The sequence below is a fragment of the uncultured Porphyromonas sp. genome (genome assembly GCF_938039215.1).
Classification (GTDB): Bacteria; Bacteroidota; Bacteroidia; order Bacteroidales; family Porphyromonadaceae; genus Porphyromonas.
This window is the reverse complement of the sequence record NZ_CALHVI010000021.1, coordinates 1-16,555: the sequence shown is the minus strand read 5'-3', so window position 1 is coordinate 16,555 and position 16,555 is coordinate 1. Positions and strand designations below refer to the sequence as shown.

9 protein-coding genes are annotated in these 16,555 nt (G+C 53.4%); 4 read left to right on the top strand and 5 right to left on the bottom strand.

What is annotated here, in order from left to right; translation table 11 throughout:
* The first annotated feature begins 197 nt into the window (after positions 1-197).
* Genes Q0336_RS02900 through Q0336_RS02885 form a run of 4 tightly spaced genes read left to right on the top strand, consistent with a single transcriptional unit; the run spans position 198 to position 7,129 of the window.
* Positions 198-3,272: a carboxypeptidase-like regulatory domain-containing protein gene (locus Q0336_RS02900; protein ID WP_298525470.1), complete on the top strand. Its 3,075-nt coding sequence runs from the start codon at positions 198-200 to the stop codon at positions 3,270-3,272.
* Positions 3,273-3,293: 21 nt separating this feature from the next.
* Positions 3,294-4,877, top strand: coding sequence for a RagB/SusD family nutrient uptake outer membrane protein (locus tag Q0336_RS02895; protein WP_298525467.1), 1,584 nt, complete (start codon positions 3,294-3,296; stop codon positions 4,875-4,877).
* A gap of 15 nt (positions 4,878-4,892) precedes the next feature.
* On the top strand, positions 4,893-5,810 hold the full coding sequence (locus Q0336_RS02890; RefSeq protein WP_298525463.1) for a substrate import-associated zinc metallohydrolase lipoprotein: 918 nt from the start codon (positions 4,893-4,895) through the stop codon (positions 5,808-5,810).
* Between the two features lie 2 nt (positions 5,811-5,812).
* Positions 5,813-7,129 (top strand): DUF4302 domain-containing protein, encoded by a 1,317-nt coding sequence (locus Q0336_RS02885; RefSeq protein WP_298525460.1) that lies wholly within the window; start codon positions 5,813-5,815, stop codon positions 7,127-7,129.
* Between the two features lie 448 nt (positions 7,130-7,577).
* Here Q0336_RS02885 and Q0336_RS02880 read toward each other — a convergent pair whose 3' ends face one another.
* The 5 genes from Q0336_RS02880 to uvrA all read right to left on the bottom strand — a co-directional run bounded on the left by Q0336_RS02880 (position 7,578) and on the right by uvrA (position 16,153).
* Positions 7,578-8,201 carry a DUF1266 domain-containing protein gene (locus tag Q0336_RS02880; protein ID WP_298525457.1) on the bottom strand — a complete coding sequence of 208 codons (624 nt, stop codon included), beginning with the start codon at positions 8,199-8,201 and terminating at the stop codon, positions 7,578-7,580.
* 401 nt (positions 8,202-8,602) lie between these two features.
* The gene (locus Q0336_RS02875) at positions 8,603-10,222 is read right to left on the bottom strand and encodes an ATP-binding cassette domain-containing protein (protein WP_021667072.1); all 1,620 of its coding nucleotides are present in this window, start codon (positions 10,220-10,222) and stop codon (positions 8,603-8,605) included.
* Between the two features lie 146 nt (positions 10,223-10,368).
* Positions 10,369-11,739, bottom strand: coding sequence for a trigger factor (gene tig, locus Q0336_RS02870; RefSeq protein ID WP_298525454.1), 1,371 nt, complete (start codon positions 11,737-11,739; stop codon positions 10,369-10,371).
* 125 nt (positions 11,740-11,864) lie between these two features.
* Positions 11,865-13,265, bottom strand: a complete 1,401-nt coding sequence (locus Q0336_RS02865) for an SWIM zinc finger family protein (protein WP_298525451.1) — start codon at positions 13,263-13,265, stop codon at positions 11,865-11,867.
* 20 nt (positions 13,266-13,285) lie between these two features.
* Positions 13,286-16,153 (bottom strand): excinuclease ABC subunit UvrA, encoded by a 2,868-nt coding sequence (uvrA, locus tag Q0336_RS02860; protein ID WP_298525448.1) that lies wholly within the window; start codon positions 16,151-16,153, stop codon positions 13,286-13,288.
* Positions 16,154-16,555 lie beyond the last annotated feature (402 nt).

The window sequence follows — 16,555 nt, the reverse complement described above, 5'->3', positions numbered from 1 at the left end:
ATCCCTCCCTCTTCCACTTAACAAAAGAGGGATGATGGGGCATTCTTTTCTTAAAAATTATATTATATACCCTTACTTACCTTTCATAACATCCGTTCCCTCTTTTTACTAAATTTGTTACTGCATCTCTCGCCTGTGGGCTTTCCAAGAGCTAGAGAGGCAAGCTAAGCACTAACATACAAACGTAGCTATTGATTATGGTAACAAGACTATGGACCCTAATCTTGGGCTTGATCCTAGCGGTCAGCTCAGCGACAGCCGTTTGTGCTCAGACGATCCTTGTCCAAGGCAAGGTACTTGACTCTAGAGGTACTCCTCTAGCTAAGGTATCTGTCACAGACAAGCTCGACAACACCAAGCACACGACGACGGACGCAGATGGTAAATTCTCCCTGCAAGTAGCAGAGAAGTCCACCCTCATCTTCTCCCTCACGGGGAAGAAGACTCTCGAGGTAGCCGCCTCCAGAGATCCTCTGACCATCACCCTAGAAGATGCCGAGGAGCAACAGAAGGGCGCAGCAGTGACTACGATGCGTCAGACGACCTCCATCCAGACCAAGTACTACCCGCTTTGGGTCATCGATGGAGTGGTCTACAAGCAGGACAAGGACTTCAACACCGCTGACCTCGCTTCCCCCGATGCTAAGCGCCTCATCGCAGCAGCCCTCCCAGGGCTCTCAGAGCGAGATATCGAGAGCTTCACCGTCATCACTGACGCTTCGGCCACAGCACTCTATGGGAACCAAGCTACTGGTGGGGTCATCTCCGTCCGCACACGTCATGCGGGACAAGGAATCAATCGCTTCACCTACACTTCACAGCTGACCTACCGCCTCATCCCCTCCTATAGAGAGTTCAACATCCTCAACTCTCAAGACCAGATGTCCGTGCTCAAGGAGCTGGAAGAGGGAGGTAGCCTTAGCCCCGAGACCGTCCTCTATCAGACACGCTACGGGGTATATGGGCTGATGTATGACAATGCCATCAGATACAAGAACAATCAGTACTACCAAGACAATACCATCGAAGGACAGACTCGCTACCTCGCTGCTGCTGAGCGAAGAAATACCGACTGGTTCAAGGAGCTCTTCCAGAACAGCATCCGCCACCAGCACACCGTATCTCTAGCCTCTGGGACGCAGGTCTCGAACTTCTACGCTTCTCTCGGTGCTACGATCGATCCAGGGTGGGCTAAAGTCCAATCAGAGAACACCTACTTCTTCAATCTCAATGCTTCCTTCAAGCCTCATAGATATTGGACCTTCGGCTCGATCGTCAATGCCTCTTACTCCCAGAGCCATGATGGAGGAGACTTCAATCCGCTCACCTCTGCAAAGAGCTTCTCCCGCACACTCGACCCCGATCAATACTATCTCTACGAGTTCGCTCCCCTCAACCTCAAGGAAGAGATGAAGCAGAACTATCAGGACGACGATGCGATCAACCTCCGCCTACAAGCCTCGATCGCCTATCGCCCCTCACAGAAGTTCAACGCCTCACTCCTTGGGTCGATCCAATACTACGGACTGATCTCAGAATTCATCCGCACCGAGAAGTCCAACGTGTCAGAGCGCTTCCGTGCCATGAACAAGCGCCTCATCCGAGACCGCAATAGCTACCTATACAAGCCCGCTGATGACGTCTACGCTGTCCCCAAGGTAGTCATGCCTCATGGGGGCTATCGCACCATACAGGACTTCTCCTCACGACGCTTTGACCTGCAGGCTCGTGCTACCTACATTGATACCTTCGGCGATGGGAAGCACGCTCTGACACTTGTCGGCGGGATGGACCTCTTCGACTATCTAGAGAAGAGCGGTTGGCACGATGAATACGGGGTCAACTTCGAGATCGGTGAACTCAGCACCTTCGATCCCCTGCTCTTCAAGTGGCTCCATGAAGGGAACCGCAAGTACTACACACGCAAGACTACGATCGACCGCAACGTAGCCTTCCTTGGTAATGCTTCCTACAGCTTCCTCGGACGCTACACCTTCGACGGGTCGCTCCGCTACGAAGGGACCAACCGCTTCGGTAAGTCTCGCCTTGTACGCTGGATCCCCACTTGGAACGCTGCTCTAGGATGGGATGTCTCGAGCGAAGCCTTCTTCCCAAGCCTACAGCCCCTCTCTTCGCTCTCCACGAAGATCTCCTACGGGATGACAGGGACACTCCCCTTCGTCTACAACTCCTACCAGCGCATCAAGCCCTTCCTTCCCTTCCGCCCCAATGACCTGATCGAGCCCGGACTCTACCTCAGTGAGCCAGCGAACCATGACTTGACTTACGAAAAGATGTATGAGCTCAACTGGAACCTCAACTTCGGTCTGTGGGACGAACGGATAAGCGCTTCACTCAACCTCTTCTCCCGCCAAGGCCGAGACCTCGTTGATGTGGCTTACAACCAAGGTACTGGTGGCTTCTTCAAGCCCTATGGCAACGTAGCCTCCATGGAAGCCAAGGGCGTGGAGCTATCACTGACGACACAGAACATCCAGAGCAAGCAGTTCTCTTGGACGACGACCTTCTCCTACTCTCGTAACACGAATAAGGTCACGAAGCTCAACTCCCATCCCGACGTATCGACTCTAGTCAGCTCATCGAATGGTGCAGCTCGTGAGGGCTATCCCCTTGCTTCGATCTTCTCGATCCCCTTCTACAAGCTATCCAAGGAAGGGTTCCCCCTCTTCTACAACTATGACGGCTCCATCGAGCGAGACAATATCAACTTCAGTGCTACGGAGAACCTCGACTACCTCAAGTACTCAGGTACTCTCCAGCCTACCGACCAAGGCGGGCTGAACAATAGCTTCCGCTGGAAGAACTTCTCGCTAAGTGTCTACGTACTCTACTCCTTCGGGAGCGTGAAGCGTCTGCCTACACAGTTCAGCTCCAGCTACTACGACTACCAAGTCCTCGGGCATGAGTTCAACCGCCGCTGGCGTGCTCCAGGTGACGAAGAGCACACCAACGTCCCATCCATCCCTACGAGTGGTCAGCGTAATAGCTATCCTAACCTCTCCCGTGCCTACAGCACCTACAACTATTCCGATGTACGTATCGCCCGATGTGACTACATCCAGCTGCGAGACATCTCGCTGGGCTACTCCATACCTAAGGCTGCACTTGCTAAGACCTTCCTTAGCTCGGTAGATCTCAAGCTCCAAGCATCGAACCTCTTCCTGATCTACTCAGACAAGAAGCTCAATGGAGCCCTACCCTACGCTTACAGCCCCCACTCGATCATCTTCACCTGCACAGTGGGTATCTAGTCATCGAAATACGAACGAACAATGAAGCCACTTACATCCATCGGACTAGGTGTCATCCTCGCCCTCTCGATGACATCGTGCAATAAGTTCCTCGACAAGAACCCCTATTCGGACCTTGTCGAACCAGACAACGCAAGCAAGATCCAGAAGCTACTCAATAGCGCTTACTCTACGAGCTCCATCAGCTACCTCACCGAGCTCTCCTCGGACAATATCCATGATGATGGTACGGGCAATCCCTATACGAATCAGTTCTGTGAGGGTGCTGCTTACTGGGAGAAGATCGTGAACTCGGATAATCTCTACGATGCACCGTATGAGATCTGGGAGACGACCTACTACGCTATCGCCCATGCCAACGAAGCCCTTGAGGACATCAAGGAGACAGGTGAGCATGGTGACGAATACCGAGCTGCTGAGGGAGAAGCACTCTTGGCTCGAGCTTGGGGACACTTCCAGCTGGCCAATGCATTCTGCCTTGCCTTCGACCCACAGACGAGTAGCACGGATCTTGGGATACCCTATCTCAAGGAGCGTGTCGTGAGCCTGCTCCCCAACTACTCCAGAGGGACACTCGCTGAGACCTACCAGCAGATAGCCGCTGACATTGAGGCTGGGTTACCTCTCCTAGAGAAGTACTCCACCTACAGCGACAAGTACAAGAAGTTCCACTTCACGGCGGCTTCGGGGCATGCCTTCGCAGCACGCTTCTACCTCTACTATCAGAAGTGGGATAAGGCCATCGAGCATGCCGACAAGGTACTCGGATCCAACCCTTCGCTGGTGCTACGTAATTGGAAGGCCTTCTACAACGTCCCCCGTACCGACGCAGCCTTCGCCCTAGCTTACTACGATGTTGCTAACCCAGCGAATCTGCTTACACTCTCGACCTACAGCTACTATCCTTGGCTGATCACAGGAGGGACAAGCTACTACAATACCCGCTTCACTCAGTCGCAGGAGTTGACCCTCACCGAGACACTCTTCGCTAAGAATATCTGGGGAAGTAAGGACCCTTATTGGTTCCAGCCCTTCATCTATACCGAAGGGAATATCAATAAGACCGTACAACCCAAGTACCCCACCTATCCAAGCAATAGTATCCAGACGATGGAGACTCCCTTCACCACTGACGAGACCCTACTTGTACGTGCCGAAGCAAAGATCCATCAGGGTGCTGCCAACTATGATTCTGCCCTCGACGACATCAATCTCTTCACCTCGAACTACCTCAATGATGGGGAGAAGAATGATCGTCAGAAGAGCTTCACCAAGGCAGAGGTCATCGCCTTCTACAACGCCCTTGCTCTAGACAGCAAGGAGAAGGCTTCGATACGCAAGGAGTTCAATCCGCACTTCACCATCGCCAGCAGCGATGCGAATGCCCTCCTCCAGCACCTCCTCCAGTGCCGTCGTATCCTCACCATGCACGAAGGACTAAGATGGCAGGATATCAAGCGATACGGGATACCCATCTACCGCAGGCTGAATGATGGCTACCGCTATGTCGTCCAGAGTACACTCCCTGCTCGTGACCCTCGCCAAGCGCTCCAGCTTCCCAGCCAAGCCATCAAGGGGAAGATCGTGCAGAACCCCACCAACTAAATCTGACTACGAGCTATGAAGAAGTTATTCATTCCCCTAGCAGCTCTCGCACTGAGTGGCCTCATGGGATGCTCCTCGGACATTGATTCCGTCAAGGCAAATCGTCAGGTCTTCACACAGAAGCCTATGTCGGAGATGACTCGCCTCGACCAATATATACAGAAGCTCTTTGCCAAGAAGTACAACGTAGACATCAGCTACCGCTACGACGATAGAGTCACGGACCGCCGCTACCTCTTGGCTCCCGTCATGGAGAATAAGGCACTAGAGTTCCTCAACCTCATTGACTACCTATTCTTCCAAGTCTACGAAGCCTCTACACCCGAGGGCTATCTGCAGACCCACACGGTGAAGTACCTCAATCTCTTCGGCTCCTCGGGCTATGCGATCGACCGTCGTATGGCAGGGGCAGCTCCCCAAGGGATGATCTGGATCTACAACATCAACGAGCTGAACACTCAATACACCAGCACGGTGCGCGAGTCCTATGTGAGCGTGCTCTTCCACGAGTCGGCACATACCCTGCATGAGGAGCGAGCCTACCCCACAGAGTTCGACAAACTCTCCTCGCTCGAGTACCAGAAGCAGGATGCCTTCTCCTACTGGTGGCGTACGGGACAGAGTGCGAACTATGCAGGCTTCGTCAGTGACTATGCCAGCACCGATGCCGACGAAGACTTCGCCGAGCTCTTTGCCTACTATGTCCTCTACTCCGATACCGAGTGGGAGGAGCTCTTGAAGAAGGCTGAAGGGAAGAACCGTAGCGAAGCCACCTTCACCGGACGTGAGATCATCGAGAAGAAGCTGAAGATCATGAAGGACTACCTTCGATCCGAATATTCGGCTGACCTTGATAAGATCCGAGCTGAAGCTCAGACGAGACTTGCGAAGGTCGCAAGTATGGACTTCACCCAATACCCTAAAGGATACTAACTATGCGCTACTATCATATTCTTGCTCTCGGGCTTGCCGTCCTCTTCGGTTCCTGCCGACAGTATGAGGACATGCCCGATGACAGCAATTATCCGACGACATACATCGCAGAGAAGACCAAGGCAATAGAGGAACTCCTGCGCTCGAGCGAACATGGATGGCTACTCACCCTGATACCTAGCTCAGGTGAGTATGGGGGGCACAACCTCTGTGTCAAGTTCGCCTCAAAGAACGAAGCTAAGATCTTCTCCGAGGATTATAAGGAACTTGTAGACTCCGTGCTCATCGATCCCAATAAGCCTGAGCTGGGGAAGAAGCCCGTCTACAAGACTGAGTATAGCTCGACCTACCACTTCTCACACAATGGAGGGGTACGCCTGACCTTCGACACCTTCAATGCAGCTCTGCACCACTACTCGAATCCTCAGTGGGGCGTGCCCGAAGCATACAACGGGGACTTTGACTTCGTCATCGAGAAGGTCAGTGACGACAAGCGGACCATCACCCTTCGTGGAGGACGTACGAAGAACCGTATGACGCTTCTACGTATCGATGAAGATCCCAAGAGTTACTTCGAGAAGATCAGTGAGAGCCAAGCTGCCCTCAAGGCAAAGGCGCTCTCTCCACTCCAACTCGGAGGGAAGGAAGTAGCGGTCTCGGTCTTCGGGAATGCCCGCCAGCTCTGGGTACGCTACGATGACCAGAAGCGTATGCTTCCCATCGTCTTCACCGACAAGGGGCTTCGTCTACTCACCCCGCTAGCCATCGGTACAGACACGCTGCGCACCCTTGAGCTCAATGCAGATAAGACTGCAGTGACGACTGACAATGGTAAGCAGACCCTCACGCTTTTCGCTGGCACATATGACCTGACGGAGAAGTCGACCCAGATCACCTATGCAGAGGGTCAGACAGGGAAGGATGCCTATAATCTCTTCCTACAGGTTCAGCAGACACAGCAGGGAGATGTCTATCCAGGGACCTTCGGGAACGATGTCTATTGGGGCTCATATGATGATGAGATGCCTAAGATCACCCTACAATTCTTGATCAACTATTGGTTCTACGACTCATGGGGAAGCTACTATGTGGACTACACCTCGATCTATGGGGAGCCCAATCAGTTCCACATGACGCGGATCATCCAGAAGGACCTCGCTTGGCTCTTTGGCCACCGTGCCTTCGACTGGTATCTCCAGTCGCTCGTGTACAACTCGCCCTACAAGGTCGAGCCAATAGAAGGCGAAGATGGCTATGTGCGTATCAGCTCGGTAGCCAACTCCAGCAACTACTGGGTCAAGGGTACGACTCCTAAATAAGGTATAACACTCTTGCTAAAAGCCGTGGGGCGATGCGCTTGATCAAGCGTATCGCCCCACAGCTTTTGTCCCTTAGCACTACGAGTATAGGAATACATATAGCCTTGTCCAAGGAACCCTCTGGCAATTCTAGGTGATGTAGACTCTCTAGAGAACGATACCTCACTTAGTCCTTCGATTACTGCACGTCCTATGATACCCCCCTACCACCTGCCTTCCACCCCTTCTGTGAGATCGATCTGAGCGCAAGCGGAGAGAGATATGTACGCACCTACTCGGGAAGGGTGTGCACATTGCATCAGAGCTACAGTAGCAAAGTGATCATAGAGCGTGCTAGCAATAAAAGTCGAGGGGCAATACGATCAGCTGATCGTATTGCCCCTCGACTTTGCATCTCAAGGATCTAAAGAAAGGAATCTGATTGATATCCTTCTTCAGCCCATGGGAACTACTTCAGAGGAATTACCTTATAGATAGAAGCTGAGTTATCAAGGAGATCCTTGACCGTAGTTTCCAGCTCTTCCTTACCGCCGTACTCATCTTGAGGATCCCAAGCCGTACGTCCATCGAGGAAGTCCTTGTAATAAGCATTCCAGTCTGCGAACTTAGCCTGTGCTAGTGGAACGAGCGACTTAAGGTAGGTGTCGACTTCTTCACGAGATAGGAAGTCTGCCTTCAGGCCAGCCCAAGCGATATTGACACCACGAGCCCAGTCCCAAGCCTTGTGTTCGCTAGCAGCCGTCTTCAGGCTCTCCAGCTTCTCCTTGAGACCAGCAGCATCAGTGATCCCCCAGTCTCTCTCAAGCATGGTGTTGATGTTGCTGACAGACTCATTCTCATAAGGATTGAGGAAGAGCTCCTTGTAGCCATCGATCTGAGAGACACCCGCAGAGCTGATTTGGCTAGCGACATCATCTACCCCGCCATAGCCTCGGTAGAAGTAGACACCTCCGAGGAGCGTAGGACGAAGAGCATCGAAGTCTTCAGCTTGCTTAGCAGAAGAGTCGCAGGAAGCAAGACCTATTACTGAGACGAGGCCTAGCAGAGCTGTTTTAAGAAAGTTTTTCAGCATGTTGATGTGTTTTATATGTAAGAATGAAACTTAGGTCCTAGATAAGCAAGGACCACTTCAAAGGTACAAGTTTCTGGTAAGAATACCCAAATACTGGTTGCCCTTCAGGGCATCGTCTTCCTAGCTCCTGCGTCGAGCAATAAGAGGCTCTACTAACAAGCTCAGAGCACGCTATACGGAAACTGAAAAAAGCGACCTATGGTAGGTCGCTCTAAAAACCTACTGTGGGTCGTCTCGACGACCTACGGTAGGTCGCCAGAGCGACCCACCATAGGTTTCTTTTGGATACTCTTAGGGGGAGAAGAAACTACTAGGGGCACACTCCGAAAAAGAGTGCACCCCTGCTAGTTCTATTGTATGGGCTCGGGAAGCTGTCCCTTCACCCTTAGCTAAAGAGCTGATTAAGCACCGTAGTACTTAGCCTTGAGCTCTGCGACCGTAGGATCGACGATGTAGTCATCGTAGTCCATGATCTTGTCGATGATACCACCAGGCGTTAGCTCGATGATGCGGTTAGCCACCGTCTGAATGAACTCGTGGTCATGGCTCGTGAAGAGGACATTACCCTTGAAGGTCTTCAGCGTATTATTGAAGGCCTGGATGGACTCCAGGTCAAGGTGGTTCGTCGGACTATCGAGGACAAGCGTATTAGCATTCTTGAGCATCATACGGGAGATCATGCAGCGCATCTTCTCACCCCCAGAGAGGACGGAAGCACTCTTCAAGATCTCTTCACCAGAGAAGAGCATGCGACCGAGGAAGCCCTTGAGGTAGACCTCATTGGTATCTGCTGCAAACTGAGACAGCCATTCGACGAGGTTCATATCCGTGTTGAAGAAGGCGGTATTGTCCAGAGGTAGGTAAGCTTCGGTGATCGTCTGACCCCATTCGTAGGTACCCTCTGCTGGCTTCTCTTCGCCGTTGATGATCTGGAAGAGCGCAGTCATCGCACGTGGGTCACGGCTGATGAAGACGATCTTATCGTCCTTCTCTACGTTGAAGTTCAGATCACGGAAGAGAAGCGTACCATCATCGGCATAAGCAGTAAGTCCCTTGACCTCGAGGATCTTGTTCCCTGGGTCACGATCGGGAGTAAAGATGATCCCTGGATAGCGGCGACTGCTGGCCTTGATCTCTTCGACATTGAGCTTCTCCAGCATCTTCTTACGGCTAGTCGTCTGCTTACTCTTAGCGACGTTAGCACTGAAGCGACGGATGAACTCTTCCAGTTCCTTACGCTTTTCTTCAGCCTTCTTATTCTGCTGCTGCTGTTGGCGCAGAGCTAGCTGGCTAGACTCATACCAGAAGCTATAGTTCCCTGCGAACTGCTGGACACGACCGAAGTCAATGTCTACGGTGTGTGTACAGACGGAGTCGAGGAAGTGACGGTCGTGGCTGACGACAAGCACCGTCTGTTCGTACTCGGAGAGATAGTTCTCCAGCCAAGTGACGGTCTCTAAGTCAAGGTCATTGGTAGGCTCGTCGAGAAGGAGGTTGTCGGGCTTACCGTAGAGGGCACGAGCCAGTAGGACACGCACCTTCTCCTTACCGCTAAGCTCCTTCATGAGCTTATAGTGAAGGTCTTCCTTGATACCAAGACCGCTGAGGAGCATCGCTGCATCACTCTCAGCATTCCAGCCTTCCATCTCGGCGAACTTGTCCTCAAGCTCAGCGACACGATTGCCGTCCTCGTCGTTGAAGTCGGGCTTAGCATAGAGGGCGTTCTTCTCCTCCATGATCGCCCAGAGGACGCTGTGTCCCATCAGGACCGTATCCATGACGGTGAAGGCATCGAAGGCATGGTGATCCTGACTGAGTACCGAGAGGCGCTCACCAGGACCTAGAGTGATCGAGCCACGGGTAGGCTCAAGGGCACCACTGATCGTGCGCAGGAGAGTGGACTTACCAGCTCCGTTAGCACCAATGATGCCGTAGCAGTTCCCTGGCGTGAACTTGAGGTTGACATCCTGGAAGAGGATGCGCTTGCCGAACTGCACAGAGAGATCGCTAACTGTGATCATATCGCTAGTCTATTGTTTCTTGTGGGTAAATCGTCCCTCATCGGGAGGGACAGAGGGAGCTACAAAAGCGAGCTCAGGAGCAAAACGAAGGTCTCTCCACAGAGCTAAGACCCTGAGGAGAGACCATCGGATGAGAGATGCGTGTACTAAGCCTCGGCACCGTCTGCCATGAGGGCATTGAACTCCTCAGGAGAGATCTCCTTCTCCTCGACGCTGATAGCGTCCTTGGCAATAGCAGCGAGCTTGCTGTCAGCTACACGGTCAATGAGGTTCTCCTTCGTACGCTCGTCCTTGAGCATGCTCTGAGCATAGTTCTCGAGGAGTTCGTCGGGTACGCTGGTCATGCCGTACATAGCGAACTGGTTCTTCGCTACGATGAGGGCGAACTTATTGAGATCTTCCTCTTCGATCTTGACATTGTTTGCCTCGAGGATCTGAGCCTTGATGCGGTCGAAGGTGATATCGTCGAGGATCTTAGGCATATCGCGGTCAAGCTCTTCAGCCTTGACATCCTTGTTGCGAGCGACGAAGATACGCTTGAGGAGTGCTTCGTCATAGGCTACCTTGCCAGCCTTCTTGAGGAGAAGGGCACGGAGGTCACGGGTGAACTTGAAGTCACTCTCCGTAGCAAACTGCTCAGAGAAGCTGTCCTGAATGTTCTTACGTAGCGCTTCTTCGCTGCGGATCTCGCTAGCTTCGCCGAAGGCTTCGGTGAAGAAGGCATCGTTGAGCTCAGCAGCTTCACGGCGAGAGATCTTGTGGATCTGATAGGAGAAGGCTACCCCTTCAAGAGCGGGGACTGCCTCCTTCTCGATGTTCAGAAGCGATGCGATCTCAGGAGCTTCGCCACCATAGAGAGCGAAGGGCTCGAGTGAGATCGTGTCACCGACCTTAGCACCGATGAGCTTAGCCTTCTCAGCCTCGTTCTTGGCGAAGCGAGGCAGGATAAGAGCCTGCTCGGCTTCGATACCGCCAGCCTTGGGCTGACCGTTCTCAAGCTCAATCATGCGACCGTAGACGACATCGTTGTCAGCGACAGCATCAGCTTCGACTTGCTTACCAGCATTGTCGAGCATGCGCTGGATCTGCTCGTCCTCCATCTTCTTGGTAGCGACGATGCGGTAGTAGGTGAGCTTGTCCTTCTTATCCAGCTTAGCTTCGATCTTGGGAGCGAGAGCTACGTCGTAGGAGAATTCGAAGTCTTCGGTCGTAGCGAAGTCGTATTCCTTCTCATTCTCTACAGGGATAGGGCTGCCGAGGATCTGGAGCTTCTCCTGGTCGATATAGCCGAAGAGAGCGTTGACGACAGCACGGTTGATCTCGTCGACCTTGGTGGAGGTACCGAACTGCTTCTTGATAAGTCCCAGAGGAGCGTGTCCCTTACGGAAGCCTGGGATAGAAGCGTTCTTCTGGTAGTTCTTCAGTGCCTTATCTACTTGGGGTTGGTAGTCTGCTGCGTTCACCTGTACAGTGATGACAGCTGCTACTTCGGAGGTCTGCTTAATCGATACAGCCATTCGTCTTTTATTATTTAATGTATACTATGCTTTGATCGTAGGTATCGGAGGAGGGCCTCCGACCTCAAGGGAAATCCCCTAACAAATTGTGTGCAAAGGTAATCTAATTAGACTACTTAGGCAAGCTACCTGAGCCCTGAGATCTGCCCGATGCGCTCCCGTAAGAGCTTTGCCGAGTCTGGATCATCGAGGATCTCGCCAAGAAGGGCAAGGAATCGGGACACTCTATTCTCTGGAGTCAGGAGTTCCTCTACTGGGATCGGAGCCGTAGAAGGGCCATCCCCCTTGGGCAAGACAGGAGCCGTGAGGAGGACCTGCGTCACGAAGATCGTGAAGTCCTGCATCTCGGGGGGAAGGAAGTCCGTACGCTCCTTCAGCGGGAACATCGGGCGGTACGTATGGATGAACTTATAGAAAGGCCCGATGATGAAGGGGTTGATATGCTGCAGGATCGACGATAGCTGCACAGGGGTGAAGTGCTGGAGCGTCTCTACATGGAGATAGAGGTGCTTCACCTCAAGACGCTTAATGGCAAGGGAGAGGGGATTCTTCCATTCCTTGAGGCAGTCAGCATCATTGACGTAGACGAAGGTTGCCTTGGCACCCTGCTGGATCTGCTGCTTGAGGAAGTTCTGCTGAGAGATGACTTGTACGGGCAGGTGAATGTACTCACTGTATTCGAGGAGCACGGACTGCCAGAGCAGCACATCAGTATCGGTATTGACGATGACGTAGCCCTTCTCACGGACGACCTCCCCTTGGTAGACCTCCTCGACAAGCCGGGCGATGAGGTGCATGTAGAAGGGATGCTTGAGCCCGACGATGAAGCCAAAGCCATTGAGACAAAGCTGGTACAAGAGACGCTCTACATCAGCATAAGCAGGGGTAAGAGCCTTCTTATCCCAAGGGATAGCCTGCTCGGGATAAGCATTCTGGAGCTCGGTCTTCCACTGCTGGAGCGCTAGGCTCTCATTGACGAACTCCTGCACATCCTCGTAGCAGCGGAAGGAGGTGGAGATGGCTACCGCCTCTTGGCAGATCTGCTCTAAGAGATAATAGTTCGTCTCGGGTAAGATCCCCTCGGGCGTGAAGTACTTCTCCTTGAGTCGCTCGTACTCGGCTCTATAAGCATCGCCGACACGGATACGGATGCTTCTCCCCCCCTTGTAGCTCACATAGATGGAGGAGTATTCGGCGGCATAGCTAAGGCCTGCCCAGGGGTAACCTGGGACATGCTGTTGGAGGTAGAGGGCTACAGCCTCGAGGTGCTTACAGGTGCCGAGCCCGTTGGTGCGGAAGTCCAAGCAGGAGCAGAAGTTGCGGTCACTCTGTACGCCACGGAAGGCGACACGATAGCGGCCCGTAGCGCTACAGACCAAGTAATCTCCCCAGATACGATTCTTGTCTAGATGCTCGACAGAGAAGTCGCTCTCTCGGGCATTCTCTCGACGGAGGGCTACCTGCCACTCCTCGATAGTCATGTTGTCGGGGCAAATCTTGTTTGACAGGCGGTTTCCTAGTTTCATGTGCGTTGGCGTTAAGTAGACTAGATATGTGTGTTTAGTTCTTTCTTTGCTTTCTTGCTTCCCTTAGCGAGCTTGAGTTCGTGAGCGAGGAAGGGAGCCGTCGGGCTGTCTTTCACCTTGGCAAGATCCTCGGGAGTTCCTTCGAAGAGGAGAGCTCCTCCGTCCTTACCTCCCTCGGGGCCGATCTCGATGATATAGTCTGCACTCTTGAGTACATCAAGGTTGTGCTCGATGATGATCACGGTATTTCCTCGTTCGACGAGGCGATTAAGGATGCCAAGCAGGACACGTATATCCTCGAAGTGAAGACCCGTAGTGGGCTCATCGAGGATATATACGGTCTTCCCCGTATCACGCTTGGCGAGCTCTGAGGCGAGCTTGATACGCTGACTTTCCCCTCCCGATAGTGTCGTAGAGGACTGCCCGAGCTTGATATAGCCGAGGCCTACCTCTTGCAGGACTTGTAGGCGCTTGAGGATATGAGGGACGTGGGCGAAGAACTCCACCGCAGCATTGATCGTCATGTCGAGGACATCAGCGATAGACTTACCCTTGAAGCGCACCTCGAGCGTCTCTCTATTGTAGCGGCGGCCATGGCAGACTTCGCAGGGGGCAAGGACATCGGGCAGGAAGTTCATCTCGATCGTCTTATAGCCGTTGCCCGAACAGGTCTCACACCGTCCTCCCGAGACGTTGAAAGAGAAGCGGCCAGGCTTGTAGCCTCGCATCTTACTCTCGGGGAGACCTACGAAGAGGTTACGAATATCGGTGAAGACACCCGTGTACGTAGCAGGGTTGCTGCGAGGAGTGCGCCCGATCGGTGACTGATCTACAGCGACGACCTTATCGACATACTCCAGTCCCTCGATCTTGTCATAGGGCAGGGGATCCTTGAGCGAGGCATAGAGGTGCTGGCTTAGGATCGGAAGGAGCGTCTCATTGATGAGGGTACTCTTGCCACTTCCCGAGACTCCAGCGACACAGATCATCATCCCTAGGGGGAAGGTGACATCGATCCCACGGAGGTTATTCCCCCGAGCCCCCGTGAGGCGAAGGACACGCTCCGTGATAGGTCGGCGAAGTGCAGCTATCTCGATCGTCTCCACCCCACTGATGTACTTAGCCGTCAGCGTGCCTGCTCGCATCATCTGCTCAGGCGTACCCGAGAAGACCACTTCTCCACCGAGACGACCCGCCTTGGGGCCCATATCGATGATGTGGTCAGCCTCGAGCATCATATCCTTGTCATGCTCGACGACGATGACCGTATTCCCTAGATCTCTGAGGCGCTGGAGCGAGTGAATGAGACGGACGTTGTCTCGCTGATGCAGTCCGATACTCGGTTCGTCGAGGATGTAGAGTACCTCGACGAGCTGAGTCCCGATCTGAGTAGCCAGGCGAATACGCTGGCTTTCGCCTCCGGAGAGTGAGGCGGAGACACGATTCATCGAGAGATAGCCTAGCCCGACATCCAGAAGGAAGGAGAGTCGGGTGCGGATTTCCTTGAGCACCTCGGTAGCGATCGTGCGTTGCTGGGGATTCATCCTATCCTCCAAGCCCTCGAGCCAAGAGGCAAGGTGGGTAAGCTCCATCGAGGCCACTTCCCCGATATTCTTACCACCGACGAAGTAGTGCAGGGCTTCTTTGTTCAAGCGACCTCCCGAGCATTCGGGGCAGACCTCAGCACGGGTAAACTGCGCCATCCACTTCTCCGAATCCTTACGTGTCTCCTCTTCATCTGCCTGAGCCATGAGATAGGCTCCTAGTCCATCGTAGGAGAGGGGGACACCAGAGAGGCTCGAGAAGCGCTCGTCCTCGATCACTAGATCCTCCTCGCTTCCCTCGACGATCTCTGTAAGCAGATCTTCTGGGAGGGACTGGATCGGATCTTTGATGGATACTTCGTACTTGGCACAGAGGGCTTCGATCTCGGCGAAGACCAGCGTGCGCCGATACTTCCCTAGGGGAAGGATCCCCCCAGCATAAATACTCTTGGTGCGGTCGGGGATAATGCTATCGAGGTCAATGACCTGTACGTCCCCAAGCCCCTTACAGCGGGGACAGCTACCGTTGGGAGAATTGAATGAGAAGTTGTGGGGGGCGGGCTCATTGTAGGAAAGCCCCGTCTCGGGGTCCATCAGATGGCGACTGAAGTAAGCGATCTCTCCTGAGTCCAGATCCTGAAGCATCATCACGCCATCCCCCTCCTTGAGCGTAAGGCGAAGGCTAGCGAGGAGACGATCTTCGTTCTTCTTCGTGATCGTCAGTTTGTCGGTCTGGACTTCGACGCTATGGAGCTTGTAGCGGTCGAGCTTCATGCCATAGGTGATCTCTCGGAGCTCTCCATCGACACGCACGGTGAGGAAGCTCTTCTTGCGGAGCTGCTCGAAGAGCTCCTTGTAGTGTCCCTTGCGCTGCTTGACCACGGGAGCGAGGAGCATCACCCGCTTGCCCTCATAGCGCTGGAGCAGAAGCTCAAGGATCTGCTCCTCGGTATAGCGCACCATCGGGCGACCCGAGAGATAGGAGATCGCCTCCCCTGCTCGGGCATAGAGCAGACGGAAGAAGTCGTAGATCTCCGTCACTGTACCCACCGTGGAGCGTGGGTTGCGGTTCGTTGTCTTTTGCTCAATTGAGATCACGGGACCAAGCCCACGGATCTCATCCACATCGGGACGCTCCATCCCTCCACCGAGGAAGCCTCGTGCATAGGAACTAAAAGTCTCGATATACCGACGCTGTCCCTCGGCATAGATCGTATCGAACGCTAGGGAAGACTTACCACTCCCACTGAGCCCTGTGAAGACGGTCAGTGAGTAGCGGGGGATATGTGCATCTATGTCCTTGAGGTTGTGCACTCGTGCTCCTCGGATATCTAGGTCTTGCATCTAAATAAATCGCGGGCGGTCTCATCGCCAGCCCTAAAGGGTGTATAATACACAAAGTTACGAAGAAAACTGCTTTTCTACTACACCTAGCGCATGCTCTCCCTCCGAAGTAGCTCAGAGTACCCGCAAGGAGCATCCCCAGTGCCGTGGGAGAAGGCTCAACTACCAAGAGGCACTACTGCTTCCTCCTCGGAGGCTACAGTAGTGCTTCCCAAGAGGCAGCAGTAGCGCCACTAGTTGGTCTTCCCTATACTTGGCTCTGCTAGTCCCAGCAAGTTTCGTCCGAAGGGGAAGCTCCTCCCCTGATGCAAAATCGGTATCTTTGTTCCTCCTAATTCTCCGATTCCCTCCCCTTATATTCCCTTGATGATATCCCCGATGAGCGAAAGCGAATCCCTCGAC

What these genes read in the sequence shown, in the direction of transcription:
- Q0336_RS02900 (WP_298525470.1), top strand. Translation starts at nt 198, where the DNA reads ATGGTAACAAGACTATGGACCCTAATCTTGGGCTTGATCCTAGCGGTC.
- Q0336_RS02895 (WP_298525467.1), top strand. Translation starts at nt 3,294, where the DNA reads ATGAAGCCACTTACATCCATCGGACTAGGTGTCATCCTCGCCCTCTCG.
- Q0336_RS02890 (WP_298525463.1), top strand. Translation starts at nt 4,893, where the DNA reads ATGAAGAAGTTATTCATTCCCCTAGCAGCTCTCGCACTGAGTGGCCTC.
- Q0336_RS02885 (WP_298525460.1), top strand. Translation starts at nt 5,813, where the DNA reads ATGCGCTACTATCATATTCTTGCTCTCGGGCTTGCCGTCCTCTTCGGT.
- Q0336_RS02880 (WP_298525457.1), bottom strand. Translation starts at nt 8,201, where the DNA reads ATGCTGAAAAACTTTCTTAAAACAGCTCTGCTAGGCCTCGTCTCAGTA.
- Q0336_RS02875 (WP_021667072.1), bottom strand. Translation starts at nt 10,222, where the DNA reads ATGATCACAGTTAGCGATCTCTCTGTGCAGTTCGGCAAGCGCATCCTC.
- tig (WP_298525454.1), bottom strand. Translation starts at nt 11,739, where the DNA reads ATGGCTGTATCGATTAAGCAGACCTCCGAAGTAGCAGCTGTCATCACT.
- Q0336_RS02865 (WP_298525451.1), bottom strand. Translation starts at nt 13,265, where the DNA reads ATGAAACTAGGAAACCGCCTGTCAAACAAGATTTGCCCCGACAACATG.
- uvrA (WP_298525448.1), bottom strand. Translation starts at nt 16,153, where the DNA reads ATGCAAGACCTAGATATCCGAGGAGCACGAGTGCACAACCTCAAGGAC.